This is a genomic window from Paenochrobactrum sp. BZR 201-1 (genome assembly GCF_044987585.2).
Lineage (GTDB): Bacteria > Pseudomonadota > Alphaproteobacteria > Rhizobiales > Rhizobiaceae > Paenochrobactrum > Paenochrobactrum pullorum.
Genome location: NZ_JBJDRZ020000017.1, coordinates 128,470 through 153,809 on the forward strand (window position 1 = coordinate 128,470; position 25,340 = coordinate 153,809).

General features: G+C 48.9%; 24 protein-coding genes. 15 read left to right on the top strand and 9 right to left on the bottom strand.

Translation table 11 applies throughout. From position 1 onward, the window contains the following. The first annotated feature begins 111 nt into the window (after positions 1–111). The 5 genes from ACI0FR_RS11090 (at position 112) to ACI0FR_RS11110 (ending at position 5,849) form a co-directional block, all read left to right on the top strand. Positions 112–1,578, top strand: coding sequence for a UbiA family prenyltransferase (locus tag ACI0FR_RS11090; protein WP_404907476.1), 1,467 nt, complete (start codon positions 112–114; stop codon positions 1,576–1,578). Next, positions 1,578–2,888: an FAD-binding oxidoreductase gene (locus ACI0FR_RS11095; RefSeq protein WP_404907478.1), complete on the top strand. Its 1,311-nt coding sequence runs from the start codon at positions 1,578–1,580 to the stop codon at positions 2,886–2,888. The genes ACI0FR_RS11090 and ACI0FR_RS11095 overlap by 1 nt, the downstream gene beginning before the upstream one ends. Before the next feature lie 69 nt (positions 2,889–2,957). After that, positions 2,958–3,389 (top strand): EamA family transporter, encoded by a 432-nt coding sequence (locus tag ACI0FR_RS11100; RefSeq protein WP_374832410.1) that lies wholly within the window; start codon positions 2,958–2,960, stop codon positions 3,387–3,389. A 1-nt stretch (position 3,390) separates the two neighbouring features. Beyond that, the gene (locus tag ACI0FR_RS11105; protein WP_404907480.1) at positions 3,391–4,401 is read left to right on the top strand and encodes an NAD-dependent epimerase/dehydratase family protein; all 1,011 of its coding nucleotides are present in this window, start codon (positions 3,391–3,393) and stop codon (positions 4,399–4,401) included. A gap of 11 nt (positions 4,402–4,412) precedes the next feature. After that, a complete protein-coding gene (locus ACI0FR_RS11110) occupies positions 4,413–5,849 on the top strand; it encodes an aspartate aminotransferase family protein (protein ID WP_374832414.1) in 1,437 nt (478 codons plus the stop codon). A 67-nt stretch (positions 5,850–5,916) separates the two neighbouring features. Here the strand turns inward: ACI0FR_RS11110 and ACI0FR_RS11115 are convergent, their stop codons facing one another. Continuing rightward, complete coding sequence (locus tag ACI0FR_RS11115; protein ID WP_374832416.1) at positions 5,917–6,468, bottom strand: NADPH-dependent FMN reductase; 552 nt, start codon at positions 6,466–6,468, stop codon at positions 5,917–5,919. A 103-nt stretch (positions 6,469–6,571) separates the two neighbouring features. Further along, positions 6,572–7,162 (bottom strand): ankyrin repeat domain-containing protein, encoded by a 591-nt coding sequence (locus ACI0FR_RS11120; protein WP_374832418.1) that lies wholly within the window; start codon positions 7,160–7,162, stop codon positions 6,572–6,574. Positions 7,163–7,386: 224 nt separating this feature from the next. Between ACI0FR_RS11120 and ACI0FR_RS11125 the strand changes: the two genes are divergently transcribed. Genes ACI0FR_RS11125 through ACI0FR_RS11135 form a run of 3 tightly spaced genes read left to right on the top strand, consistent with a single transcriptional unit; the run spans position 7,387 to position 9,207 of the window. Then, positions 7,387–8,055, top strand: a complete 669-nt coding sequence (locus ACI0FR_RS11125; protein WP_404907483.1) for a pseudouridine synthase — start codon at positions 7,387–7,389, stop codon at positions 8,053–8,055. 11 nt (positions 8,056–8,066) lie between these two features. Next, positions 8,067–8,708: a class I SAM-dependent methyltransferase gene (locus tag ACI0FR_RS11130; protein WP_404907485.1), complete on the top strand. Its 642-nt coding sequence runs from the start codon at positions 8,067–8,069 to the stop codon at positions 8,706–8,708. Positions 8,709–8,712: 4 nt separating this feature from the next. After that, complete coding sequence (locus tag ACI0FR_RS11135; RefSeq protein ID WP_404907487.1) at positions 8,713–9,207, top strand: peptide deformylase; 495 nt, start codon at positions 8,713–8,715, stop codon at positions 9,205–9,207. 15 nt (positions 9,208–9,222) lie between these two features. On the opposite strand, the gene ACI0FR_RS11140 is transcribed toward ACI0FR_RS11135, so the two are convergent. Together ACI0FR_RS11140 and ACI0FR_RS11145 are read right to left on the bottom strand one after the other, a co-directional pair. Beyond that, positions 9,223–10,401, bottom strand: coding sequence for a BaiN/RdsA family NAD(P)/FAD-dependent oxidoreductase (locus tag ACI0FR_RS11140; protein WP_404907488.1), 1,179 nt, complete (start codon positions 10,399–10,401; stop codon positions 9,223–9,225). A 67-nt stretch (positions 10,402–10,468) separates the two neighbouring features. Further along, a complete protein-coding gene (locus tag ACI0FR_RS11145; protein WP_404909763.1) occupies positions 10,469–10,939 on the bottom strand; it encodes a thioesterase family protein in 471 nt (156 codons plus the stop codon). Positions 10,940–11,295: 356 nt separating this feature from the next. On the opposite strand from ACI0FR_RS11145, the gene ACI0FR_RS11150 reads away from it, so the two are divergent. From ACI0FR_RS11150 to ACI0FR_RS11160, 3 genes are read left to right on the top strand one after another with little or no spacing between them, the layout of a single operon-like run. Beyond that, entirely contained in the window at positions 11,296–11,625 is a 330-nt protein-coding gene (locus ACI0FR_RS11150; protein ID WP_404909764.1) for an ArsR/SmtB family transcription factor, read from the top strand. After that, positions 11,622–12,050 carry a YeeE/YedE family protein gene (locus ACI0FR_RS11155; protein WP_404907494.1) on the top strand — a complete coding sequence of 143 codons (429 nt, stop codon included), beginning with the start codon at positions 11,622–11,624 and terminating at the stop codon, positions 12,048–12,050. The genes ACI0FR_RS11150 and ACI0FR_RS11155 overlap by 4 nt, the downstream gene beginning before the upstream one ends. Continuing rightward, positions 12,051–12,473 (top strand): DUF6691 family protein, encoded by a 423-nt coding sequence (locus ACI0FR_RS11160; protein ID WP_374832434.1) that lies wholly within the window; start codon positions 12,051–12,053, stop codon positions 12,471–12,473. 38 nt (positions 12,474–12,511) lie between these two features. On the opposite strand, the gene ACI0FR_RS11165 is transcribed toward ACI0FR_RS11160, so the two are convergent. The 5 genes from ACI0FR_RS11165 to ACI0FR_RS11185 form a co-directional block, all read right to left on the bottom strand. Next, positions 12,512–16,147, bottom strand: coding sequence for a glycosyltransferase (locus ACI0FR_RS11165; protein WP_404907496.1), 3,636 nt, complete (start codon positions 16,145–16,147; stop codon positions 12,512–12,514). Beyond that, the gene (locus tag ACI0FR_RS11170; protein ID WP_404907498.1) at positions 16,147–17,403 is read right to left on the bottom strand and encodes an FkbM family methyltransferase; all 1,257 of its coding nucleotides are present in this window, start codon (positions 17,401–17,403) and stop codon (positions 16,147–16,149) included. The genes ACI0FR_RS11165 and ACI0FR_RS11170 overlap by 1 nt, the downstream gene beginning before the upstream one ends. 364 nt (positions 17,404–17,767) lie before the next feature. Further along, positions 17,768–18,397, bottom strand: a complete 630-nt coding sequence (locus tag ACI0FR_RS11175; RefSeq protein WP_374832440.1) for a response regulator — start codon at positions 18,395–18,397, stop codon at positions 17,768–17,770. Further along, positions 18,394–20,199 carry a sensor histidine kinase gene (locus tag ACI0FR_RS11180; protein WP_374832442.1) on the bottom strand — a complete coding sequence of 602 codons (1,806 nt, stop codon included), beginning with the start codon at positions 20,197–20,199 and terminating at the stop codon, positions 18,394–18,396. The genes ACI0FR_RS11175 and ACI0FR_RS11180 overlap by 4 nt, the downstream gene beginning before the upstream one ends. After that, the gene (locus tag ACI0FR_RS11185; protein ID WP_374832444.1) at positions 20,196–20,699 is read right to left on the bottom strand and encodes a putative pterin-binding protein; all 504 of its coding nucleotides are present in this window, start codon (positions 20,697–20,699) and stop codon (positions 20,196–20,198) included. Before ACI0FR_RS11185 ends, ACI0FR_RS11180 begins: the two co-directional genes overlap by 4 nt. 204 nt (positions 20,700–20,903) lie before the next feature. On the opposite strand from ACI0FR_RS11185, the gene ACI0FR_RS11190 reads away from it, so the two are divergent. Genes ACI0FR_RS11190 through ACI0FR_RS11205 form a run of 4 tightly spaced genes read left to right on the top strand, consistent with a single transcriptional unit; the run spans position 20,904 to position 25,260 of the window. Next, a complete protein-coding gene (locus ACI0FR_RS11190) occupies positions 20,904–21,890 on the top strand; it encodes a hypothetical protein (protein WP_374832446.1) in 987 nt (328 codons plus the stop codon). Next, a complete protein-coding gene (locus tag ACI0FR_RS11195) occupies positions 21,887–23,938 on the top strand; it encodes a vWA domain-containing protein (RefSeq protein ID WP_404907505.1) in 2,052 nt (683 codons plus the stop codon). The genes ACI0FR_RS11190 and ACI0FR_RS11195 overlap by 4 nt, the downstream gene beginning before the upstream one ends. Before the next feature lie 2 nt (positions 23,939–23,940). Continuing rightward, positions 23,941–24,750 carry an SH3 domain-containing protein gene (locus ACI0FR_RS11200; RefSeq protein ID WP_374832450.1) on the top strand — a complete coding sequence of 270 codons (810 nt, stop codon included), beginning with the start codon at positions 23,941–23,943 and terminating at the stop codon, positions 24,748–24,750. Positions 24,751–24,765: 15 nt separating this feature from the next. Next, the gene (locus ACI0FR_RS11205; protein WP_374832452.1) at positions 24,766–25,260 is read left to right on the top strand and encodes a hypothetical protein; all 495 of its coding nucleotides are present in this window, start codon (positions 24,766–24,768) and stop codon (positions 25,258–25,260) included. The last annotated feature ends 80 nt before the right edge of the window (positions 25,261–25,340 follow it).

Genomic DNA, 25,340 nt, shown 5'->3' on the forward strand with positions numbered 1-25,340 from the left:
ATATCCCATCAAGCTCTTATGTCTGATTTTTTTAATCAGTCGCCACAGACAACAGAGCGCTATAAAGCTCACCTTTGGTCTGGATATATCTCCAGGAAGCCTGTAAAGGATTTGACACTTCATGTTGGGGACATTGATGTGTTAGAATGCCAATCTTTGAAAAAAGGCATTCCTTTGGCGGTTGATCTGGATGGCACTTTGATTGCTTCCGATCTTCTCTGGGAAAGTCTGTTTGTACTTTTCGGCAAAAATATACTTTATATTTTTATCGTACCTTTTTGGCTCCTGAAAGGGAAAGCCTACTTAAAAACCGCCATTGCAGCACGTGTCACCATCGACGCAACCCATCTGCCTTATCGTCAGGATTTTTTGAATTTTTTGAAAAATTGTCATGCCGACGGGCAAAAAATTATACTGGCCACGGCTTCGGCACAAAAATTTGCCGATGCTGTTGCTGAACATTTGGGTGTTTTTGATAAAGTTTTTGCAACCGATATAAACCGCAACCTGTCTTCACATCGCAAAGCCTCGCTTTTACGCGAACTCTATGGTGACAAAGGCTTTGATTATGCAGGAAATAGCCGTGATGATCTGGCTGTTTTTGCTGTTGCCAATCAAGCAATTATTGTTGCACCAGACAGATCTGCCGCAAAATATCAAAAAAAACATATGACACAACTATTTGCAGCGCCGGCACCGACCCCAATCATTTTCCTGAAAATGATCCGGGTGCATCAATGGCTGAAAAACATTTTGGTTTTTGTCCCTGTCATTCTTGCCCATGAATTTCTCAATGGTGCCATTTTCATGGCAAGCATTGCTGCATTTTTTGCTTATTCCACCGCTGCGTCCGCGATTTATATTGTCAATGATCTGATTGATCTGCCATCAGACCGCCAGCATTTGAAAAAGCGTAACCGCCCTCTGGCAAGCGGCATGGTTTCAATACCTTTCGGCCTGGCAACGTCTGTAAGTCTCCTGCTTGTTTCAGCGCTTATCTGTCTGACATTGCCGTTGGAATTTAGTTTAGTTCTCGGCATTTATATTGTAACGACTTTCGCCTATTCCTTATTTATCAAACGTAAAATGCTGGTCGATGTTTTATGCCTCGCCGGACTTTACAGCCTGCGCCTTCTGGGCGGCATGGCCGCAGCCGGAATTGAACAGTCGTTTTGGCTGATGGCTTTTTCCATGTTTTTCTTCCTGTCGCTGGCCTTGGTGAAGCGTTATGTCGAGCTTGCAAATTCAACCTTAATGATCAAAAATAAACTTGCCGGACGTGGCTATTGTCCGGAAGACCGCGATATTGTCGGACAAAGCGGTGTGGCTTCTGCCTTCACTGCCGCCTTGGTGTTAGCACTTTATATCAATAATGATCAGATTTTGACCCGCTATGACTATCCATGGATGTTGTGGCCATTAGGGCCTATCGTGCTTTATCTCAATTTGCGTATTTGGATTTTGGCACATCGCGGAGAGATGGATGAAGATCCGGTTGTCTTTCTGGCAACAGATTGGCGCAGTCAGCTGGTAATATCTATCGGGATGCTCTGCTTCATCATTGCGGGGATACATTGATGCGCCCGACATTGGATAGTTTTGGACGTATTGATCGCAAAAAGCGCGATTCTTTACCCTTTGAGGCATTAAATCTGCCCATTGAAGACAAGCCAAAATTATTGGCATTCGGCAATGGCCGTTCTTATGGCGATAGCTGTCATAATGATGATGGCTTGCTGATTGCCATGTGCAATCATGCCAAGCTTATCAGCTTTGATACCGATAGCGGGGTTTTTGAGGCTGAAAGCGGCATAACGCTGGAAGAGATTATCGCCACTGCAGCGCCCTCCGGTTATTTCTTGGCCGTTACACCAGGAACAAAATTTGTCACCCTCGGGGGTGCCATCGCCAATGATGTACATGGCAAAAATCATCACTTGCGTGGCACATTCGGCTGTCATGTAGAAAGCTTCCGACTGTTGCGCTCCGATGGTCAGACTTATGTCTGTTCTACCAGTGAAAATGACGCACTCTTTCGTGCAACCATTGGCGGCATGGGGCTCACTGGTATCATCGTTTCTGCCCGTATCCGGCTGATGAAAATCGGCTCGCTTGATGTTATTGAAAAGATTCAGCCGTTTAAAAATCTGGATCATTATTTTGATATTGCAGAAGCCAATGATGCCGAAAATGAATATGCTGTGGCGTGGCTTGACCAACTGGCAAGCGGCGACAAAGCCGGACGCGGCGTTTTGATAACCGGCAATCATGCTGACAATGGAAACTTCAAAGTAAAGCCGCGCGGATTTTTACCATCCGTGCCATTTGAAATGCCGTTTTCCATGCTCAACCGCTTCAGCCTGAAAGCGTTTAACTATGCTTATTTCAAAGCCAAAAGCAGTAAGACCACCCCGCATCTGACTGATATGGACAGTTTTTTCTATCCGCTCGACGGCGTAAAATACTGGAACCGTCTTTATGGACACGCCGGTTTGTTTCAGCATCAAAGTGTGATCCCGTTTGAAACAGCGCGTTCAGCGATTGCCGCTTTATTGCAAGCTGCCGGTGAAGCAGGTCAGGCGTCCTTTCTGACCGTGCTGAAGCGTTTCGGATTTATTGCCTCACCCGGCATTTTATCATTCCCGCGGGCGGGCTTTACATTGACACTGGACTTCCCCAATAAGGGGCTGAAAACACTGCAATTATTGGATCGTCTGGACGCAATCACGATGGATTTCGGCGGTCGTGTTAATCCATATAAAGACCATCACATGAGTGCCGCATGCTTTAAACAAGGCTTTGAGCAATGGCAAACACTGGAAACTTTGCGGGATCCGTCTTTCTGCTCTGATTTTTGGTCCCGTACGGCTTTAGCCGTACAAAGTTAAACAATGGCGGCTTTAGCCGTACAAAGTGAATAAGCACGGCTGGGGCAGAATAAGTAATTCGGGGGTAGCATGAAATATATACCGTTCATTCTTTTTACGGTCATGACCAATGCGGCAGCGCAATTACTGCTCAAATACGGCATGATTTCACTTGGTTCCATCAATTTTTCAGCTGAAACACTCATTCAACGGGTTTTTCAGATCGTCTTTAATCCATGGGTTTTTGCAGGTCTTGTTACCTTTGTCATTTCAATGGCATCGCATCTTTATGTGCTCTCAAAGGTCGATTTATCCTTTGCCTATCCGTTTTTGAGCCTCGCTTATGTCATGGTGGCCTTGCTTGCTTGGTGGCTGTTTAACGAAGAGCTGGGCACACTGAAAATTGCCGGCATTATTTTCATCTGCATCGGCACCATTCTGATTGCACAAAGCGGCAGTGGTAACAGCGCTCACACAGCCGCGACATTGCAAAATTCTAAAAATATGACGAGCGGAGTTTAAAATGAGACATATAATTTTTGGTGGCGACGGCTTCGTCGGACGTTATCTTGCACCGCTTTTACTCGCAGACGGATATGAAGTTATCGTCGCTGATATCGTGAAAAGCGATCTGCCGCATTATAATCAGGCTCAGTTCATTCATACAGATGTGACCGAGCCAGAGGCTATTGCGCGGCTGAATATCCGACCTGACGACATGATTTATAATCTGTCGGCAAAAATGCTCTCGCCCTTGCAGATACGCGCCAAACGTCATGATTTTTTCTTTCCGGTCAATTATTTCGGCACGGAAAATATCATTAAAGCTATGGCCGAAGCGGGTGCTACCCGTCTGGTTCATTTCACCACCGACATGGTCTATGGCCACACCTATTCCTGGCCGCAAACGGAAGAACATCCTGTCGCGCCGCTAGGTGAATATGGTTGGTCAAAACTCAAGACCGAAGAACTGGCGGCCGAGTGGCGCACGAAGGGCATGAATATTACGCTTTTCCGCCCACGCCTCATTATCGGACCAGGACGTCTCGGCATTTTGGAAAAACTCTTCAAACTGATTGATTATAATTTACCGGTTCCGATGATTGGCTCGGGTAAGAACCCATATCAATTTATTTCCGTTTTTGATTGCGCCAGTGCGGCATATGCAGCTTACAAAGCGGGCGTTCCCAATGAGGTTTATAATTTGGGCTCGCTTAATCCGCCGCCTGTACGCAAATTGCTGGGCGACCTCGTCGAACATGCGGGCTCAAAATCCATTTTGCTGCCGACACCGGCATGGGCGGTAAAACGCACACTGGATTTCCTCGACTGGCTCAACAAACCACTGATGGATCCGGAGCAATATCTGATTGCAGATGAAATGTGCGTGCTCGATGTTTCTAAAGGTGAGCGTGAGCTTGGCTGGGTGCCGCAATATCGCGATGAAGATATGCTGATCGCAGCTTATAGCGAATATCGCAATAAATTGTCCGGCAAACAGCCCCATGATCATACACCATTAAAGGCCGCATAAGGATTTTTACCATGACGAATGATATCGCCGGATCGGCCAAACAAAATTATACACCAAAGCCGGATTTACTAAGTGTCGAGCAAGCCAAAGATATGGGCATTGCGCAGATGACAGAACTGTTCACGGCGCATCTCAATCCGGGGCAGCTCCATTTTATGAAGCTTTTGGGCTTCCATAAAATTAAAATCGAACGTGCTGAAGGCATGTATTATTACGATCAAAACGGTCGTAAAATTCTCGACTTTTTCGGCGGTTTCGGGTCTCTCGCTTTTGGTCATAACCACCCGCGCATTTTGCAAGCCCGCCGCCAGTTTCAGGAAGAGCAACGCCATGAAATCGCCATCGCTTTCATGTCGCAATATGCCACCGCTTTAGCCTATGACATTGCCGCTTGTTCGCCGGGCGATCTCGATATGGTTTTCTTAGGCTCTTCCGGTTCGGAAGCCATGGAAGCAGCGATTAAGGTCGCAGAGCGTGCCGCAGGCCCCAACCGGCCTAAAATTGTCTATGCGGAAAACTCATTCCACGGCAAAACCAAAGGTGTTCTTTCCATCACCGATGGTGCGCTTTATCGCGGTGAATTTGAGCTTGTCGACAATACGGTCAAAATTCCTTTCGGCGATATTGAAGCGGTTGAAAACCTCTTTAAATCCGATCCCAAAGTCGGTGTCATTGTTTTGGAAACCGTTCAAGGCGGCGGTGGCATCATTCAGGCTGAGCCTGAATATTGGCAGAAATTGCGTGCACTCTGTGATCAATATGGCGTGATCTGGGTTGCCGATGAAGTGCAGTGCGGTCTGGGACGTACCGGCAAGTTCTATGCGTTTGAACATTATGGTGTGATACCGGATGTAACCGCCTTGGCGAAATCATTGGGCGGCGGAAAAACTGCAATGGCTGCCATGATTGCACGCCGCGATATTTATATGAAAGCTTATGGCACACCAAAAACCGCAATGATCCATGCCATGGCAACATTCGGCGGTATTGGTGAAGCTTGCGTCACTTCCATTGAAGCGCTAAACATTCTCTATGATGAGCATCTGATTGATAATGCGGCGGAAAGCGGTGACTATCTGCTGGAGAAGTTGCAAGAACTGCAACAGCGTTACCCTGCCCTTCTCAAAGATGTGCGCGGCAAAGGCATGATGGTCGGGCTTGAGTTCCATGACTTTTCCCAAACCATGCCGATGGTGTTGCGCCCACTGCTTTCCATGCTGGATGACAAGCTTAAAGGCTCACTGCCGGGCTTTATTGGCGCGCATCTTTTGCGTGATCACGGCGTTCTGGTGGCTTTCACCGAATATAACCGTAATGTCATCCGCTTGGAGCCGCCACTGATCTGCAAGCGCCAGCATGTTGACGAATTTATTGCCGCGCTGGATGAAGTCTTGGGACGTGGCATCGTGAAAATCGTTAAAGATTTCATCACTGCACAGATCAAATAAATAATAACAAAAACATAAAAGCCGGTTTTAGCCGGCTTTTTTTAATCCTGCTGCAAGCAAAATAATGTCAAATATTCTTGCGGGCGAATTGGTCGAATTTTGCCATGAATATCCCCATGAATTTGGCGGTATCCTCTACAAAACCAGTCTTTTCATCCAACAGCTTATCAACCTGCGCCAGATAGGCTTCCGGCTGCTGCAAGGTTGGCATATCCAAGAAAACCAGCGATTGGCGCAGATGATGATTGGCACCAAAACCTGAAATATTACCGGGCGAGCTGCTGACTACGGCCGCAGGCTTGCCACCCCAGACGCTTTTTCCATAAGGACGCGAGCCAACATCCAGCGCATTTTTCAAGGCTGCCGGTACCGAGCGGTTATATTCAGGTGTTACCAAAATAACGGCATCGGCTTTGGCGATTTCAGAACGGAAGCGTGTCCATGTTGCAGGCGGCGTATCTGTCTCCAGATCAGGATTATAAAACGGCAGATCTCCGATTTCCACAATCGTTAAAGCCATATCATCAGGGGCTACAAGTTTAAGTCCGTTGGCAACCCGGCGACTGAAAGATTCTTTTCTCAAGCTTCCAACCAAGACAGCGACATTCAATTTCGACATCAATGCACTCCTTATACCCTTAAATGGTTCAGACTGTTGATCTTTCGATAGAATTATTCTGCATATGTAATGCACCATGCCATCACTTGTGCAGGGCGCAAAATTATTTTTCCAAAATCGCGTTAATATCCTGATATCCACGTGCCTTGGCATGCTGCAATGCGCTCACACCATCTTTATCAGTAATGGATGTGTCAGCTCCGGCATCAACCAGCAATTTGACAATTGCGGTATGTTTTACCCCGCCATTGCCCAAAATCACAGCCTCCAGCAAAGCTGTCCAGCCCAGATTATTGACATGATCAACATCAACGCCTGCTTCAATCAAAGTTTTAACCGTCTCGACATGGCCGCGTTCTGCCGCCGGAATTAAAGCCGTACCACCATAGCGGTTGGTACTTTTCAAATCAGCACCATGAGCAAGGGTCATTTTCAAAATGTCCAAATGGCCTCGCGCACCGGCATAAAGATAGGGACTGTCGTGAATACTGTCTTTGGCATTCACATCGGCACCGGCTTCAATCAAAAGCTTTGCAGCCTCGACATTGTTGGCAATCGTTGCGACCAGCAATGCAGTTTGGCCTTGTTCATTACGAACATCAGGCTTCACACTCGCTTCAAGCAATGTGCTGATTGCCACCACATCATTATCGGCTGCGGCTTTTAAAATTTTTGTATCATTAGATTGTGACATAGCTCCTCCAATTGTCAAAACAACAAAAGATAAAGCGATAAAAACCGTCTTAAAACCGGATTTCCATTCAAACATAAACCAAAAACCTCATCCGCAAACCACAATTTTAGAAAATAATATATTCAATCTATCAAAGCTTAATTGTGACGGACACGCAAACAAACAGACGCAGACCTGATAATGAGACTTCTCGCCCGACACCAAAACATGATAGGGCATGGCGCATGAGCGCTTTATCTATGCCAACTCCGATCTATCATCCGCCATTGGAGCCTTATCTCACGATCTTGCATCAGGAGCGGGATTTTTTGGTGCTGGATAAACCAAGCGGTCTTTTATCGGTACCCGGCCGTCATCCGGCCTTGTCGGATAGTCTGGCAACGCGGGTGCAAAAACAGTTTCCCGAAGCGCTGATGATCCACCGTTTGGATAAAGACACATCCGGCATTGTGCTGATGTCTCTAAATCGTAAAGCCCATGCACTAATTGCCAACCAATTTGCCGAGCGTTCGACGAAAAAATCCTATGTGGCCGAAGTTTGGGGCAATGTGAAGGAAGAGAGCGGCCTTGTTGATCTGCCGCTCTGCATCGACCCCGATAACAAACCTTGTCATCATGTCGACGCGGTTAATGGCAAACCGGCGCAATCACGCTGGCAGGTACTCTCGCGCGGCGCAGATACAACAAGGCTGCAATTGTCGCCGCTTACAGGCCGTACCCATCAATTGCGTGTACATATGAAAGCCATCGGCCATGTGATTTTGGGCGATGAATTTTATGCAACCGGCGAAGCACTGACCCGCGCCAATCGCCTGATGCTCCATGCAGAAGAAATTACCTTTCAGCATCCTGATGGCGGTCTGGTAACATTTAGCGCTCCCTGCCCTTTTTAAAGATGTGCTCCATGTCAAAAAACACAGAAAATGATGATCTGATTGTGGATTTTGTCGGCGGCGCTGTCGGCCACCGCTTTCGCGTCAATGAAGGCCGCGGGCAGGCCTTGGCAAAAGCGGCAGGGCTCACCGGCAATATCACGCCCTTTATTGTCGATGCGACAGCAGGGCTTGGACGTGACGCGTTTTTGCTTGCCACACTGGGCGCGCATGTCACCTTGATTGAACGCTCGGAAAAGATGCACCACCTGCTCGCAGAAGGAATGCAGCGCGCCGCCAATGAAGGTGGACGACTGGCTGAAACGATCGCCCGCATGACGCTCATTCATGGCGATTCCAGCGAAGTGCTGCCTGATCTCAAACCACAAGTGGTGCTGGTTGACCCGATGCACCCGCCGCGCGGCAATACGGCTTTGGTCAAAAAAGAAATGCGCCAAATCCGCGAAATCGTCGGTACTGATCCGGATGCTGAAAAACTAATGCAGGTGGCGCTGGAACACGCACAAAACCGCGTTGTGCTGAAATGGCCGCTTCGTGCTGCACCGATGCAAAATATCCGTAAATTTTCGCACCAAATTTTAGGCAAAAGCACCAGATATGATGTTTTTGTCAAAGCCAAACTGCTGCCACCAGAAGAGCAGGAGACCGAATAGCACCATGACCATACGCCCGATTGTCCGCTTTCCGGATCCGCGCTTGCAACAAAAAGCTGAAACCGTCACCCAATTTGACGAGGCTTTAAAAACGCTTTGCCATGACCTGTTGGAAACTATGCGTGCGGCACCGGGCATCGGCATAACGGCACCGCATATTGGCGTTTTAAGCCGTGTTGTCGTTCTCGAAATTTCCCCAGAGACCGGATATAAATTTTATATCAACCCTGAAATCATCGAAGCTTCTGAAACCATGATCCGTCATCAGGAAGGCAGTGTTTCCATGACGGGGATGGTGGATGATGTGGAACGTCACGCCACAATTCGCCTGCGCTATCAGAACTTAGAGGGCCAAGAACAGTTTGAAGAATCTGAAGGGCTGCTTGCGGTTTGCCATCAGCATGAAGTGGATCAGCTCAACGGCATTTTTTGGTTGCAGCGCCTCTCCCGCCTCAAGCGTGATCGCCTGATCAAACGCTATTCAAAGCTGAACAGATAATAGCTAAAGGGGTTTTTATACAACCTGCCCCGCGCACCAGCCCGATGACCAAGCCCATTGGAAATTATAGCCGCCGAGCCAGCCGGTGACATCAACTACTTCGCCGATGAAATAAAGCCCGCTCACTGTTTTGCTTTCCATCGTCTTGGAATCCAGATCACGGGTATCCACACCGCCAAGGGTAACTTCCGCCGTGCGGTAGCCTTCCGACCCTGCCGGTTTAATGCGCCAATCATTAATCGCTGCTTCAATACGGCGGAATTCTTTGTCCGGCATATCCGCAAGCTTGGCAAATTTTACTTGCGCTTCGGCAATCGTCTGCGCCAGTTTTTTCGGCAAATACTGTGCAAGCGCTGTTTGCAATTCGTGACGGCCATTTTGCGCCCGCTGCTTTTTTAACACATCCAACACGTCCAAATGTGGCAGCATTGAAATGGCGATCTCGTCCCCTTCGCGCCAATAAGATGAAATCTGCAAAACCGAAGGCCCGCTAATACCGCGATGGGTAAAAAGCATCGCCTCTTCAAAGCTGGTTTTGCCACAGGTGATTTTCGCATCCAGCGCCACACCGGCGAGTGGTTTCAAGCGCTCCAGCAAATTTGGCTCGAATGTCAAAGGCACAAGGCCGGGACGCGTTTCCACCAATCGCAAACCAAACTGGCGCGCCACATCATAGCCAAAGCCGGTTGCGCCCATTTTGGGGATGGATTTACCACCCGTTGCCACCACAACCGAACCGCAATTGATCTGCACATCGTCAAACTTCACCAAAAAACCGGCATCAGTTTTTTCGATGACATCGACACTCGTCGATAGCGCCAATTGCACAGAAAAGCGTTTCATTTCATCCAGCAGCATATCAATGATTTGTTGGGCTGAACCGTCACAGAAAAGCTGCCCCAGTGTTTTCTCATGATAAGCGATCGCGTGACGATCCATCATGGCGATGAAATGGTTTTGCGTATAACGGCTGAGGGCCGATTTACAAAAATGCGGGTTTTGCGAAATGAAATTCTTCGGGCTTGCATGCAAATTGGTGAAGTTGCAACGCCCGCCGCCGGAGATACGAATCTTCTCGCCAGCACGTTTGGCGTGATCAATCACCAGCACCGAGCGCCCGCGTTTGCCCGCCTCTATGGCGCACATCATGCCAGCCGCACCAGCTCCGATAATCACAACATCAAACCACTTCACGTCACATCCACTCCGACGACTTATTCAAAGATAAGGCGCTACAGCATGTCTGCCGGACAAGAAAGCACTATTTGCTTTGCAAACCCATTCTGCGGTTAAGCCAACGTGGTTTGGGCAAGGTTTTATGCCGCTCAAATTCTGGCTCTAAGCACTCAAATACCGCTTGGCTCATAGACATTGCTTTCGGTGTACCTGAAACTTGGCTCACATGCATCAGCCTCTGCTCGGACAAAGCCAGTACCTCATTGTCCTTGTTTTTCATTTCTAGCAGAAAACGCACCCGCTTTTTATCAAGGCCAATCAATTGCACGCTGACATTGATCTTGTCGCCCTGATGGCATTCTTTAAAATAGCCGATCCGGTTTTCAAGCGTGTAGAATGTAGTCTTTTCAGCCTTTAAATAGGCCGCACCCAAATGATGATGCTCAAGATAGGCATTGCCGGCATGTGAAAACACAAGCCCATAAGCATGATCCGCCATATGGCCATTATAATCCACCCAGTCAGGCAGAACCGTCACTTCCATTGTAAATAACAATTACGCCCGCGGATATCCGCTCCCTATTTCTTCGTCTTTTCTCAATCTCAGTCTTGATGCACTTTTAAGGTAGATTTTACAAACTACATATATTTTAAAATAAACGATTGCATTTTTTTGCAATTATTATTATTTAATGATTAATTAGTTTAAAGGAGCTGCCCTTATGGCGGATATTTTCATATTCCTTAAACGGCCAGTTTTTACCGCCTTCACATCGGTTCGGTGCAGCTTATTGTGGCTGTTGTGACAAGCAAAAACGACATGGCTCAATGCATAAGCGAGCCGGAAGATAACTTTGTGCGTTATTTAAAAATTCCGCGCGATAAACGACCGAAAGTAGCATGGGGCAAATAATGCAGTACGACCTTTCCAAACAGGCCGCTTTTATGAAAGAAAATGTGAAAGAAGCCTCCAACTTTCTCAAAAAGCTCTCCAATCCAGATCGCTTATTAGTGACTTGTGCACTCGTCGATGGTGAACGCTCGGTACGCGAACTGGAAGACATGCTAAACATTCGCCAGCCCGGCCTGTCGCAACAATTGGCGGAATTACGCCAAGCCGGTCTTATCGAAGGGCGCAAAGAAGGCAAACAAGTATTCTACCGGCTCGCTGATCCACGCATTGAAACATTCATTCAAACGATGCATGGTCTGTTTTGTAAGGCCGGAGAACAAAAATCATGACCGGCTTTACCCCTCTTCAATCACTTGGTGGCGGTGCGCTGATTGGATTAGCCGCCTGTATGCTGATGTATCTACATGGCCGCATTGCCGGTATCAGCGGTATTTTATCAGGCGTTTTGCCACCTTTCAGCCCTGATTGGGGTTGGCGTGCTGCTTTTCTTATTGGTGCAATCGCCGCACCAACATTATTGTTTTATTGCTTCGACTTCACACCCGCCTTTGCAAATAACGTTCCGGTATTTGGGCTGATTATCAGTGGTCTGCTTGTTGGTTTCGGCATCACAATCGGTTCCGGTTGCACATCCGGCCACGGCATTTGTGGCATCTCGCGGCTGTCCATCCGCTCCATTGCAGCAACTCTCACTTTCATGCTGACCACAACCATCACTGTCTTTACCATTCGCCATGTTTTCGGAGGCTTTTAAATGTCGCGCATTCTATCAGCTCTATTCATTGGTCTGATTTTCGGTAGCGGCATTGCCGTTTCAGGCATGATCAATCCTGCCAAAGTGCTTAATTTCTTTGATTTTTTTGGCACATGGGATCCCTCGCTGGCATTTGTAATGGGAGGCGCTTTGATCATCACAGCGATTGGTTATTTCTTTATTTTGAAACGTCCGGCACCTTTGCTGGATAAAAGCTTTCACCTGCCATTAAAGCAGCAGATTGATCGACCTTTGATTGCAGGTTCTGCCATTTTCGGCATTGGTTGGGGCATTGGCGGTTTTTGTCCAGGCGGCTCTATTCCGGCGTTGGGTCTAATGCAAACTGACGTTTATATTCTGGTCGCCTCGATGATCACAGGCATTCTGATTGCACGCTTTATGCGTGGCAAAATGCAATGTTAAAAGCCAGAAGCGTGTTTTAAAACACGCTTCTGTTTATCTTAACGATTTAGACCACGCAACATGCCATAGAGCTTTTGTGCCAACACCGGATATGCATGTTGATCTCGCCATTTTTGCGCACGCTGTTGCTGCTCAATTTTTTCCGACACACTCAGCCTGATAAAATCTTCAATTCCAGCCGCAATATCCTCCGGTGAGATACCCCGCAATGTGAAAACCGCAGGCGCGACATCTTTAAAGATAGCCAATGGTGTGACTGCAACAGGTGTCCCGCATGTGATACCGTAGCGAACCGCTCCGCTCGAAGATTCAGCAGTTTTTTGATAAGGAAAAACGACAAGATCGGTTTGGGAAAGTTGTTTAATACTGCTTTCATCATCCAGAAAATCAGTATTGATGCTTATATAATTTTGTAATTGAAGCGTCTCAATTTTCTTTCGGGCCTGCGCTATGATTTTAGCTGACTGCGGTACTGGATACTCAGCGTTCAGCATTTTCAAACACACATTCATGCCCTTGTCTCTTAAAATACGGACGACATCAATCAACTCTAACAAGCCTTTATGAGGTAAAAAGAAACCATAAGAGCCTAGTACAAAACTGTTCTCGTTTTTTTGCTCTTGTTTTTCTATCTTTGACTCCAGAATTCCATGAGGAAACAAAACAGAATTCTCAAAAATACCAATTTTTTTCAAGCGATTAAGATCATCACAATTGTGAACTAAAATACGTGCACATTGTTTCAACTCTTCAACCAATTGATCAAGCTTTTTGGTTGGATCCGTATCAGGATTCTGCGTCGCATGCATGACAACAACCACAACGATACCGGCATCATGGAGCTGGCTCAAAAATTCTTTAAAATAAATAAAATTAAAGAAACCATAATTGAACTGTATCACAATAACATTGATACGCTGCCGGATGATCTCTTCATACATCATCTTAAAATCATCGATATTATTATCGTTCCAACATCGAAAAACATTCGGTTCATCATTTTTTAATGAGGAATGAGCATGAGATGCAAATATACGGATTGGCTGTACCAGAGATTTGATCAAATGCTCTGAATAAGTAGCGATCCCACAGCGTGTATTCCATGACGAAATCCAGCCAAGCCGCATCTCTTTTTCTGGAAGAGCTTGTGAGAATTGCCGTGCGGCTTCTACATTACGTTGTGCCACATCTTCCCAACGATGCTTTGATAAAAGCTGTTCACGTGCGCAGGCACATCGTTGAGTGATTTCGCTCAGAGGCGCTTCAAAAACCTCACGCATTTTTAGTGCCAGATCTTCAACATCCGGCTCAGCCCAAACTGAATTAAACAATTCAAAATGCGTATCGGTCGGCGAAAATTGATAATCAACCAACCAGGTGTTTTGCGCAGTGCAAAAATCAAGCTGACCACTCCACCTCGTCGTAATCACAGCTAATCCTGAAAGCATTGCCTCGGCCAATGGCAGTCCAAAACCTTCCGCACGACTCGGCGCAACCAGAGCATGACAATCCTGATAAAGTTTTTTCAGCTGACTGTCGCTCAAATCCTCCTCAATAATAACAACATCGGGATAATTGGGATATTTCGAACGTATTTGTTCAAGCCAAACATGTATCTGATTGTGAGGGTTGGCAAATGTTTTGATGATCAGCGTAACGTCATCTGATCGCGTAAACTGCCTTCCATAAGCCTCCAGCATCACATCAACACCTTTGCGCGGAAAGCATGATGAAACGTGCAAAAAGCGAAACCTCTTGCCTTGCACCTGATAATGATCATCAGCCACCACACGCTCCCAATGATCGACACCAACCCCTGCAACTTTAATAGGAACAGACACACCATTGTCGATCAGGACTTTTCGCACATGCTCAGACATGACCGTGATGCCCTGCAAGCTGACATTTAGTTTTTCTGTCCAGCGATAAGGAAAACTGCTCTCCTCCCAACCATAAGAATGCAGCAGATTAATGCGGCCTTTCATATCCTCGACACGCGGCGGATAAAGATTGCGGCTGGTTATATCCGCCGACAATTCATCCAGATTTTCTGCCTGTTTTTGCATATGTGCCAAATCTGGATTTGCTTGCAAAAATGCTTGATCAGCAGCGAAATCCCCTGCCCCTTCGGTTGAGTGCAAAGCAACTTGATGACCTAATTTTGCTAATGCACGGGCTAATTCACGGTTGAGCAGCGCAAGACTATAGGAACTGTCAAAAGGCCCCTCCAATCGCCAGCGAATTGTCTCTTCCAGCACAGCGCCACGATTAAAATACTGTGCCTGTTTTTCGTTTAGTTCAATCGCCTGCGCTATATTGATCAGCTCTTGCTGGCGATCCTGTTTGATCTGCGGCAGATAATCACTCAATCTGTGAATAAGCTTCTGATAGGTTTCATTATTCGCACAATATTGATCGCTCCAAGCAAGAAAATGACGCTGTCGGGCTGCCTGGGACTCATAGAGCGCTTCCCATGCCTTTATCAAACGCTTTGCCGTCTCATCCCATGAGAATAATTGAGCGCGTTTTGCTGCATTTTCCTTCAGACATGTGCGAAAAACATCATCCGTCAAAGCTTGTAGAAGTTTGTTCGAGATCGCCTGCTCATCGAAAGGGTCAAACAACGCATCTTCCCAACCAACCACTTCCGGTAGACTGGACGTGTTAGAACCAATGACAGCGGCTCCGCAGTGCATTGCTTCCAGTGCAGGTAAGCCAAACCCTTCCTGCCAGCTTGGAAAAACAAACAATTCGCATAAATTATAAAGTGCGATTAAATCTTCATCATTTACGTAGCCGGCAAAACATAACTCACCCGCCTCAAGGCCAGCCGATTTGGCCAGTCCTTGCAAGAATACACGTTCATGCGCACTCATCTTGCCAGCCAAGAGCAACATATATTTTTGTCTCAAAGCTTCAGGCAGAGCAGCATAAGCCTTAATCAAACGCGGAAGATTTTTGCGCGGATCAGTTCCGCCTGCATATAAAATAAAGGGCCTAGTGAGCTGCAATCGTTGTAGCAGCGCATCGATCTTTCTTTGCGATAAAGTCAGTTTTTTAAAACATGGATCAACGGCAGAAGATATATTGATAATTTTATCAGCTGGAATTTTTAATAAATCCTCTGCTTCAATTTTGGAAAATTCCGAGATTGCCAGCAATAAATCAGCTCGTTTTAAATTCTCGATTTTTTTTGAATAATAATGATTATAAGCCGCATTATTTTTTAAATATTCTTCCGGATTACTAAGCGGTATAAGATCATAGACCATTACACTCACTGGAATATCTTGATCAAAGACATGAATGGTTGACACTGCATCATCCATATAGCCTTCAAACAAACTGGTTATATGAATAATATCCGGCCGAAGATCTTTCAGAAAACGTTCACGCAACAATTCGGCTATGTCGTGGCGGGCTTTATTTTCTGCCAAGCCTGCTGATACAGGAACTGGCGCTTGCCAAATGACAATATTCTCAGCTGGCAACAAATGTTCAAACGCATCACGAATAGCCGCAACTGAGTCAACCAACATGCCATTCAACACAAGAATAATCTCATGGCTCTTATTCTGACGTATAACAGCCTTCACCAATGATTGCGTATAGCGACCAATACCGCGAAATCGGCTTTCTGTCTGCAATCCCTGCATATCAAAAACAATACGCATCAGAGCTCTCCTTTATGTCCAGAGCTCCGCACGAGATCATGATAGATAGACTTTGCGCGATAATTCAATGCACCCAATGCCAATTCACGCTTTTCAACAGGCATATCCTCAGCTCGAAAAGTCGATTGCGAGCTCATTGGTCGCCCTATGATCAGCCGATGCAGATAGTCTTTAACTTTTGGAAATCGCACAAAAAATGTTCGAAAAATACGCATAATTTGGGGTCGCTGCATAATAAAAAAACTGCATTTTTGTAAAGCAAAACGCCCCTTATGCTTCCATTCCTGCCAACTCAGCTTATCAATGCTTAACCCTATCCATCGAATTGGAGAGGTCACGCGCCACGATGTGCTGCGATAAAGTGCTGTAATCTGATCATCTTTTGCTGAAATCAATGTTTCATAGTGTTGTTTCGCTGATTCAAAATCGTCTTGTTGCTTAGCACTCTTTGTTGTTTCTAACTGCAACGTCTGTATCAAATCATTCAGCTTTGCATTCACCGCATTTAAATTCTTTTTTAAAGTTTTCTGTTCAGTCAGCAGCTTATTATTCTTTTTTATGTAGGCCGCTTCACTCGCCAACATAAAATTATCAAATACGTTTGGTGGATAATCAAAAAACCTCTCTAAATCACTATGCTCATGCGCCAGATAAAAACGGTTGAGTCCATCCTGATAAACTAAATTATACTGATTAGAGAGCAGAACATGTTCCCAATCACGATGGGAAGCAATTTGCGATAGTGGCAAAGTCGCCTCCACAACCACAATCCAAGGGCGATATTTCTGCCAGTCATGCGAAGCAATAATCGCTTTTTCCAAACCTTCAACATCAACCTTTAAAAAATGAACCTCTTGATGATCTGGAACATATTCAATCCAAATAGCCGGTAATGTGAGCACATCAACCTTTTGTGGTTTGATGTTAAAACCCTGTGCTTCATATTTTGTAACGAAATCAGGATCGAGTGTTGAAAGACCACTGCCTGCAACGAAAAACATCGTGGCGGTTCCTTCATAATCACTTACAGCAATTTTCAGGTTGAGATCCCGTTTTCGTTGTAGTTTTAACTCGCGATAGTAGTAAGGATTAGGTTCAATATTGATGCCATGCCATCCTGCATCATAAAAACAGCGCGTTACGCTATCCTTAGTGGGTGACCACGCACCGATATCGATGTAAAAACCTTTTTTGATATTTTTAAATGCGCGCCACAACATAATATCTTCAAAATTTTGCGCGTATGAGATCAGCATATACAATCACCCGGAAAAAAAGGCGTAAAATAATTTATAGTTAAAAGTAGCATATGAATTTATGAATTATATGAAGCTTGAAATAACTTCATCAAAGCAACCAATTTACAAGATTACGGATTTAACGAGAGAACAGCAAGCGCTTGGTTATTTACTGGAATTCAAATAGTATTGTTAAATGCAAAAACGGCTCAAGCATAATTGCTTGAGCCGTTTTGATTTGGTTGCGGGGGCACGCAACTACCGATACCGACATTCATTAGAGGTAACCATATAGCAGCGCATCAGTAAGATATATCACTAAGTCGTTTCAACTAACTCATGCAGATCACTACACCAGAGCTCATTTATATGATTGATCATCTTATCTCTTGAGTACCAAAGCTACCAGTTCCGTCTGCCGGCCGGTCTCCGTTTTCTGGAATATATTGCGCATGTGAAAAGCAACAGTAGAACGCGAGACGCCGAGGTCAGTCGCGATCTGCGTCAATTTACTACCTTGAGCGAGCGCTTGCGTGATCCGTAGTTCTGCGGGTGTAAGGCCATAGACTTCCGAAAATTTTGTAAAATTAGGAGCAGCTGACCGTAATGGGCGCGCCGAACGGATGCGTCTGATCTGTCGCAGACGCGCTTCGATGGTCGCCAGTAAGAGATCATAATCGATTGGCTTCACGAGGTAATCATCTGCACCAAGACGCTTGCCATCAACGATATGCCTTGGATCGGCAAGGGCGGAGAGGAAGACAAAAGGAATTTCGGCATAGTCAGGCCCTCGTTCTTGCAGCGCATCAAGCACGCCATAACCATCAAGTTCGGGCATGGAGATGTCGCAAAGAACCAGATCGGGGCAGACACGTGCCAGCTCGCCAAGCGCTTGCCTACCATTACTGGCTTCGACGACATCATACCCCGCCTCGACCAGTTCGTCTACGATGTCACGCCGCAATTGCACTTCGTCCTCAATGCAAAGGATCACAAAAGGCTCCGCGATCATACCCTCACCTTTCGAAAGATCATGGGCGCACCAGCACCGGATGCAGAACGTGGCAGCGACATCGCCATTCGAACAACGCCTGTCTCCGAATCCTGTAAACACACGTCGCCGCCCTGCAAGCGCGCAAGCGCTTTCGCCATGTAAAGACCAACGCCAATACCGGGGCAGCCTTCAGTATTGCTGCCACGATAATAGCGATCAAACAGCACGTCCCGCTCGAACATTCCGCCCAATGAGCCGGTATTCGTTACGATGCAGGTAATAAGCGACTGATCGACGGTAAAACTGATACCGATCAACGTCTCCTTCGGAGAATATTTCACCGCATTGGACAAAAGGTTTGTCAAAATGTGCTCCGCATGAACCGGATCGCAATAGGCAATCGGCGACCCATCAACCGGCGGCATGACCGTGATCCTGCGTCCACCCATGTCCTCAGCCTGCCGTGCGCAGATGTCCGCAACAAGAAGGCCGAGATCGCAGGCCTGGCTGCGGACCTCAATCTGGCCGGCATCAAGCCGCGCCGCGTCGAGGGTGCTCTCTACCAGCCTGACCAGGCGTGCGATGGCACTACGGGCTTGGCTACCCCGCTCAGTGATCTCTGCCGGCGTTAATTGTTCGCGCCGGCGGATCAACCGCTGAAGCGCAGAATCGACGAGCGCAAGTGGAGTGCGGAACTGGTGCGAGATCATCGTGCCGAAGTTGCGGTATAGATCAGCGGTGGCACGTTCCCTGACCAGCGCCGCCTCAAGCTCCTGCGTACGCGCTTGCACCAATTGCTCAAGATAGTCGCGATGATCCGCGATTTTACGCTGGACTGCTCGTCGTTCTGTGACGTCCGAGATCAGAAGGATCGTGCCTATGATGCGGCCACCATCGCGCAGCGAAAAACAGCGCAGATCGACATAGAGCGGCTCAGACTGATCATCTGGAAAAAACGGCTGATCGAGCAATGCGACAGCCTGGCCCTGCAGAGCCTCGCCGATGGCCATCTCGACCCGGTCTACCGCGAAAAAGCCTGATAATTCTCCCAGCGCACCACCTGTTGCCCGATCAGCACCAACACGGAACAGCCGTTCGGCAGCCTCGTTCCAGACCGTGCAGCGTCGATCCATATCGACAGCGATAATACCTTCATCGCTGGATCCGATCAGCAGTTCGGAAAACGCCTTTTCCTTGTTGAGCAAGCGAGTCCGTTGCCTTGCATCACGGATCGCCAGCAGAAAATGAACGCAAAGCATCGAGCCTGCCAATGATATGCCGATCATGGAGATAATGATTTGCCACAGCTGCTTGCGCGTGACATCAAGCGTCGCGCCAAGATCGTCCCATTCGGCCACCATTGCCTTGTTGGCAGCTTCAGTGAGCGTCGCATTGTAAGGATCCAGCAGAGCTCTGATGCGCGGCATTGTCGCCGAGCTGGGGCTTTTCAGCAACGAGCCAAGCTCGTCGAGGTTTTCCCGCAACTCATCCAAAGGAGCCAACGCACCAAGCGCTTCCATCCGCCGACGTTGCGGGCCATCATCAAGTAAGGCTAGCCGGCTGAGGAATATGTTCAGGCGCAACTCTGTTTGCGCGTGATCAGCCTCTCCGGCAGCGTTGTCCGCGATGGCCTCGCTCAGCTGCAGGCTTGAAATATGCGCCTGCGAGATCACCCAAAGCATATTCTGGGTGGCCTCAATGCGCATGTTGCGCTCGATATCAGACAGGCGCATCAAAGAGAATGCGAGCAGAACGACAAAGATAGCGATGGCCGAGACAGGCAGCGCGACGCCCAGCAATGCACGTGCTCGCCTGCTCATCGAATATCCAGCGATTTTAATTGCCAAACCCAACGATAATCAAAGCGGATATCCTGCAGCTCGGCATGCTGGTCACGTGGGTAGACAATCCATAGCGGCCCCTTCTCGCTCGGCAGCAGCGGTTTTCCGTCCATCTCATAGGCAACAAGAATGTCGAACTGGTCAAATTCCTCGACTGCGAATTCAATCGCGTAATCATTCAGGGCTCTCGCAGTCACGACTGTGCCGTGAGAGCCGACATGCGCCAAAATATCTCTCATTAAAACGCCGTCAAAGCGGTGCACACCATCTGTGACAGCGGTGGTTGTTTCGAGCCGCGCTTGAGGAAGTGTCCGCAGCTCCACGATGTCGAAATGTGCGACCCCTTCCGCATTGCCTTTCGAAATAGCGCCGCTCACCTCAAGTATGGAGGAAGGCAATATTGACTGATCCTGACCACTGACTTCAGAAGAAAAGTAAAACAACACGGCTGTCAAAATAGAAAAGAAAAATACTTGCAAAACTACGCGCTTCCCTCCAGGCTGCCCCTAATTTTTTGTGCTCACTTATTTTATATATTTATCCACTTTGGCACATTTTGACTAATTATACTCAGTTTTTCCGACATGTCCCTATCCAAATGGATGGGGCATGCCTGCTTTGCTTCTGCTAAAGTTTCCTGAACGGATGTAAAAGGCAAGGTTATATAGAAGGCGAGATAAGGCATGTGGGATTTTAGAGTCGGTGGCGCGCTAGCAATGATGGCGCGGACCATGCCGTTCATCGTGCTGCGGATAGCAGTCTACTTCGGTATTGCGGTTGGCTATGTTTTGCTGACGGGGACCGGCGCCGGTATCGGCTATGGCGTGGGCGGCTTCGGCGATGAAGGGTTTCAGGCAAACACAACGCTATGGGGCGGCGTTATAGGCTTTGGCCTGTTTGGCGCCATCATGTACTGGGCGCGCGAATATATACTTTATATCGTCAAGGCGGGCCATATCGCGGTATTGGTGGAACTAATCGACGGCAAGCCAATGCCGGATGGCAAGTCACAGATCAGCCATGCGACAACCGTGGTGAAGGAACGCTTTGCTCAGGCCAGTGTCCTGTTTGCTATCGATCAGCTGGTGAAGGGTGTGATCGGAGCAATCACCGGGCTGGTGCGCGGCATCCTGACCATCCTGCCCATACCGGGAGCGCAGCAGCTTTCGGGTATCCTGCACGCCTTCCTGCGGGTTGCTGTTGGTTTCATCGACGAAATCATTCTCGCCTATGCAATCCGCACAGGCGCGACAAACCCTTGGGGATCGGCCAGAGAAGCGCTCGTGCTTTACGGCCAGAACTACCGTGTCATGCTCAAGAACGCTGCCTGGCTAGCAATCATTGTCTACCTTCTGAGCTTTCTGGTGTTTCTGGTGATGCTCGCGCCAGCAGCTCTAGTAGTCTACGTGATGCCTGGCGCGTGGGCAGCCGGTGGCTTCGTGTTCGCGCTTTTGTTTGCCTGGAGCGTTAAGGCGGCATTGCTGGAGCCGTTTGCCATCGCCTGCCTGATGCAGGTGTTTTTCAAAACCATCGAAGGTCAGCAACCCGACCCCCAATGGGACGCAAGGCTGGAGCAGATGTCGGGCAAATTCCGCAAGCTGAAGGCGCGCGCCATGGGAGCGTCAGGTTCTTCCGGTCCGCGTAGCGACAGTGATGTGCAGCCTGCATGAAACAATTTACGGAACGAAACACCATGATGAAAGCTTTGAAAACGGCACTGATCGCGGCTACCGCTATCATCCCCCCTCTGTCGGTCGCCGTAGCGGCAGAAGATGTGGTCATCGTTTATGACGCCTCCGGCTCGATGTGGGGCCAGATCAACGGCACCAGCAAGATAGAAATCGCACGCGACGTGATGGTCGATCTCGTGACCGGCTGGTCCGACGACATCAATCTAGGTCTGGTCGCCTATGGACATCGTTCAGAAGGCGACTGCCGCGACATCGAAACATTGATCAAACCGGGCGCGCTCGACAAGGCAAACTTCATCAGCACGGTGAACGGCATCCGCCCGAAAGGAAAGACGCCGATTTCCGCAGCCGTCCAGCACGCCGCAGAACTCTTATCTTATCGTGACAACCCCGCCACGGTCGTGCTCATTTCTGATGGTCTGGAAACCTGTCAGGCCGATCCTTGCGCGGTCGCCGAGCAGCTGGCACGGCAGGGCGTGAAGTTCACGACCCATGTCGTTGGTTTCGATCTTGAGGACAAGGCTCATGCCAGCCTCGCCTGCATTGCCGAAAACACCGGTGGCGTCTTCGTTCCGGCCCAAAATGCTGCTGAGCTGAAAGAAGCGCTGGCGCATGTGCAGTCGGTCATGGATTTGCAGCCAATGGTGGAGCAACAGCCCAACTCAACGCACGAACCCATGCAGGAAGCGGAAATTGATATCCAAGCTCCAGGACAGGTGACCACCGGCTCAAGCTTCAAGGTGACATGGTCAGACTCGATCCATCCGGAAGACTATGTCACTATCGTTCCTGCCGGAGCTGAAGAAGGCAGATATACCAATTATCAGCGCGTGCGCTATGTCACCGAAAACAGTTTGATCGCGCCCGCCGAGCCCGGCTTTTACGAGGTGCGTTATGTGCTGCGAGAAGGTGGGCGCACAATGGCTTCCGCTCCTGTGGAAGTCATTGAGGCCGAAATGGCTATCACTGCCCCCGAAGAGGTGATCACCGGCGCAAGCTTCAAGGTGACGTGGTCAGCTTCCATCCATCCGGAAGATTATGTCACCATCGTCCCTGCCGGAGCTGAAGAAGGAAAATACACCAATTATCAGCGCGTGCGCAATGTCACTGAAAACAGATTGATCGCGCCCGCCGATCCCGGCTTTTACGAGGTGCGTTATGTGTTGCGAGAAGGTGGGCGCACATTGGCTTCCGCTCCTGTGGAAGTCATTGAGGCCGAAATGGGCATCAGCGCGTCCAGCGAGGTGGCCACCGGTGCAAGCTTCAAGGTGACGTGGTCAGCTTCGATCCATCCGGAAGACTATGTCACCATCGTCCCTGCCGGAGCTGAAGAAGGAAAATACACCAACTATCAGCGCGTGCGCGATGTCACCGAAAACAAATTGACGGCACCTGCCGAGCCCGGTTTTTACGAGGTGCGTTATGTATTGCGAGAAGGTGGACGCACAATGGCTTCCACCCCCGTGGAAGTGGTGGCCGCCGAAGTGACAGTCAGCGGTCCGGAAGTCGCCCGTGCGGGAAGCAAAATTAAAGTCACCTGGTCGACTTCAGTCCACCCGGAAGACTATCTCACCATTGTCCCTGCCGGAACCGCTGAAGGCAAATATGCCGACTATATCCGGGTTCGGGACGCAAGTGCAGCCGATATGAAAACTCCGGCCGAAACCGGACTTTACGAAATCCGCTATGTGCTGCGCGAAGGCGCTCGCACCCTTGCCAGCCACCGGTTGGAAGTGGTGGCGGAAAACGCCCCGCTGGATGACGGAGCTGGGCTCAAGGTACCGGCGCAGGCGGGTATAGGCGAAACGATCACCGTGTCGTGGAGCTCGGAAGGCGGAAGCGCAGATCAGCGCATCGCTATTGCCCGCACCGATCAGGCCGATTTCAGCTGGATTGCGGCGCACAAGGTCGGAGACGAAAAGTCGTTGGAACTGCAAATGCCGGCACAGGCCGGAACCTATGAAATCCGGTTTCTTAATGTCGGCGACCGCAAGGTTCTGGGTCGCGCGATCGTAGAGGTGAAATGACCATGACACACACATTTAAGGCCGCACTGCTTGTCATGACACTCGGTCTGGCCGCATCTCACGCCCATGCCGAAATCGATGGCCACGGACCGGATGCCTGGCGCGTCACCAATGTGACTGTCGGGGACGTGCTCAATGCGCGCATGGGACCGGGCACCAATTATCCGGTGATCGAGGCTTTCAGCGACTATGAGCGCGGGCTACAGCAGATCACCTGCGTGCCATTTTACACCGCGGCACACTATACGAAGATGACGCAAGCGCAGATCAAGGCGCTGCCGCCACGTTGGTGCCTGATGCGCAACAAAGAAATGAGCAAGGCTGGTTGGGTAGCACAACGCTACATCACGCCCGATAATGAGCCGCTACTTGTCTCTCCGGCGCGAAAGTCTGTCGAGCACCCGACCGAGCCATACTTACCCGAACCAGACATCGATCCTGTTGCTCAGGCGCAGGATCTGGTTCGTGAGATTTATGAACGCCAGTTCCAGTCCGAAAACGGCAATTTACCGAGCGCGTTCGATCCGAAGGTGTCCAAAAACTACTTTACCGACGAGATTGTGACCTGGCTGGCCTCAGGCAAAGTTGGTGCACATCCTCTATACGGCGCTCAGGACTTCGATGTCGTCTTAGAAGATCCGACGCCTGATCCTCACCAGCCGATGCTGCGTGGTATGATCACCATCAACGTCGATTTCACCAATTTCGGCAAGAAGCAGCGCGCGGTTTTCTACCTGCGCGCCGACACCACCAAAGCCGGCGCTCCGTTGCGGATTTTCCGCGTCGAGCACGATGGCTGGTCATATCCATAAGCACTGGAGAGCGAAATGTTCACGCAAAACCCCAAAACGAAGAAGCGCCGTACGCGCATCGCTCTCCTGATCGCTTCGTGCGGCAGCCTTATGCTTACAGGGTGCAGTGCAGAGGCGGAAGCACCGCCAGTAGAGAGCGTTACTGGGGCTGGATCAGGTATTCTGGAAACTACAGCTGGTCGCTACGAGTTGACGCCGACAACATGCGCCTTTTATGAGCAGGATGGAGCCTACGATATTGAGCTCCGGGGTCCCGGAACGACGCCAGACGGCGAGAAGCTCTTCTTCGAACTGTCGTCAACGGCGAATGCACTGACCATTGGCCTCGGCGTCGATCGTCCCTACGCCAGCCCTGAGCGACAGCTCAAGGCCGGACGCATCTATTCACAAGAGCTTGACATCGTCGTCGCCGGCGAAATGCTGTCGATCAACGATCTGGTTCTGGTCAACGAGGATGGCGCACCCGTCGTGAATGGCGCCACCCTCAGCATCAATTGCAGCGCACAGTAAGAATGGACTTGATGTGGTGGACGGCCTCCTGATCCGCTTTTGTGCGATAGTGTGGTTGTTTTTAAAAGCCACCAAGGAGA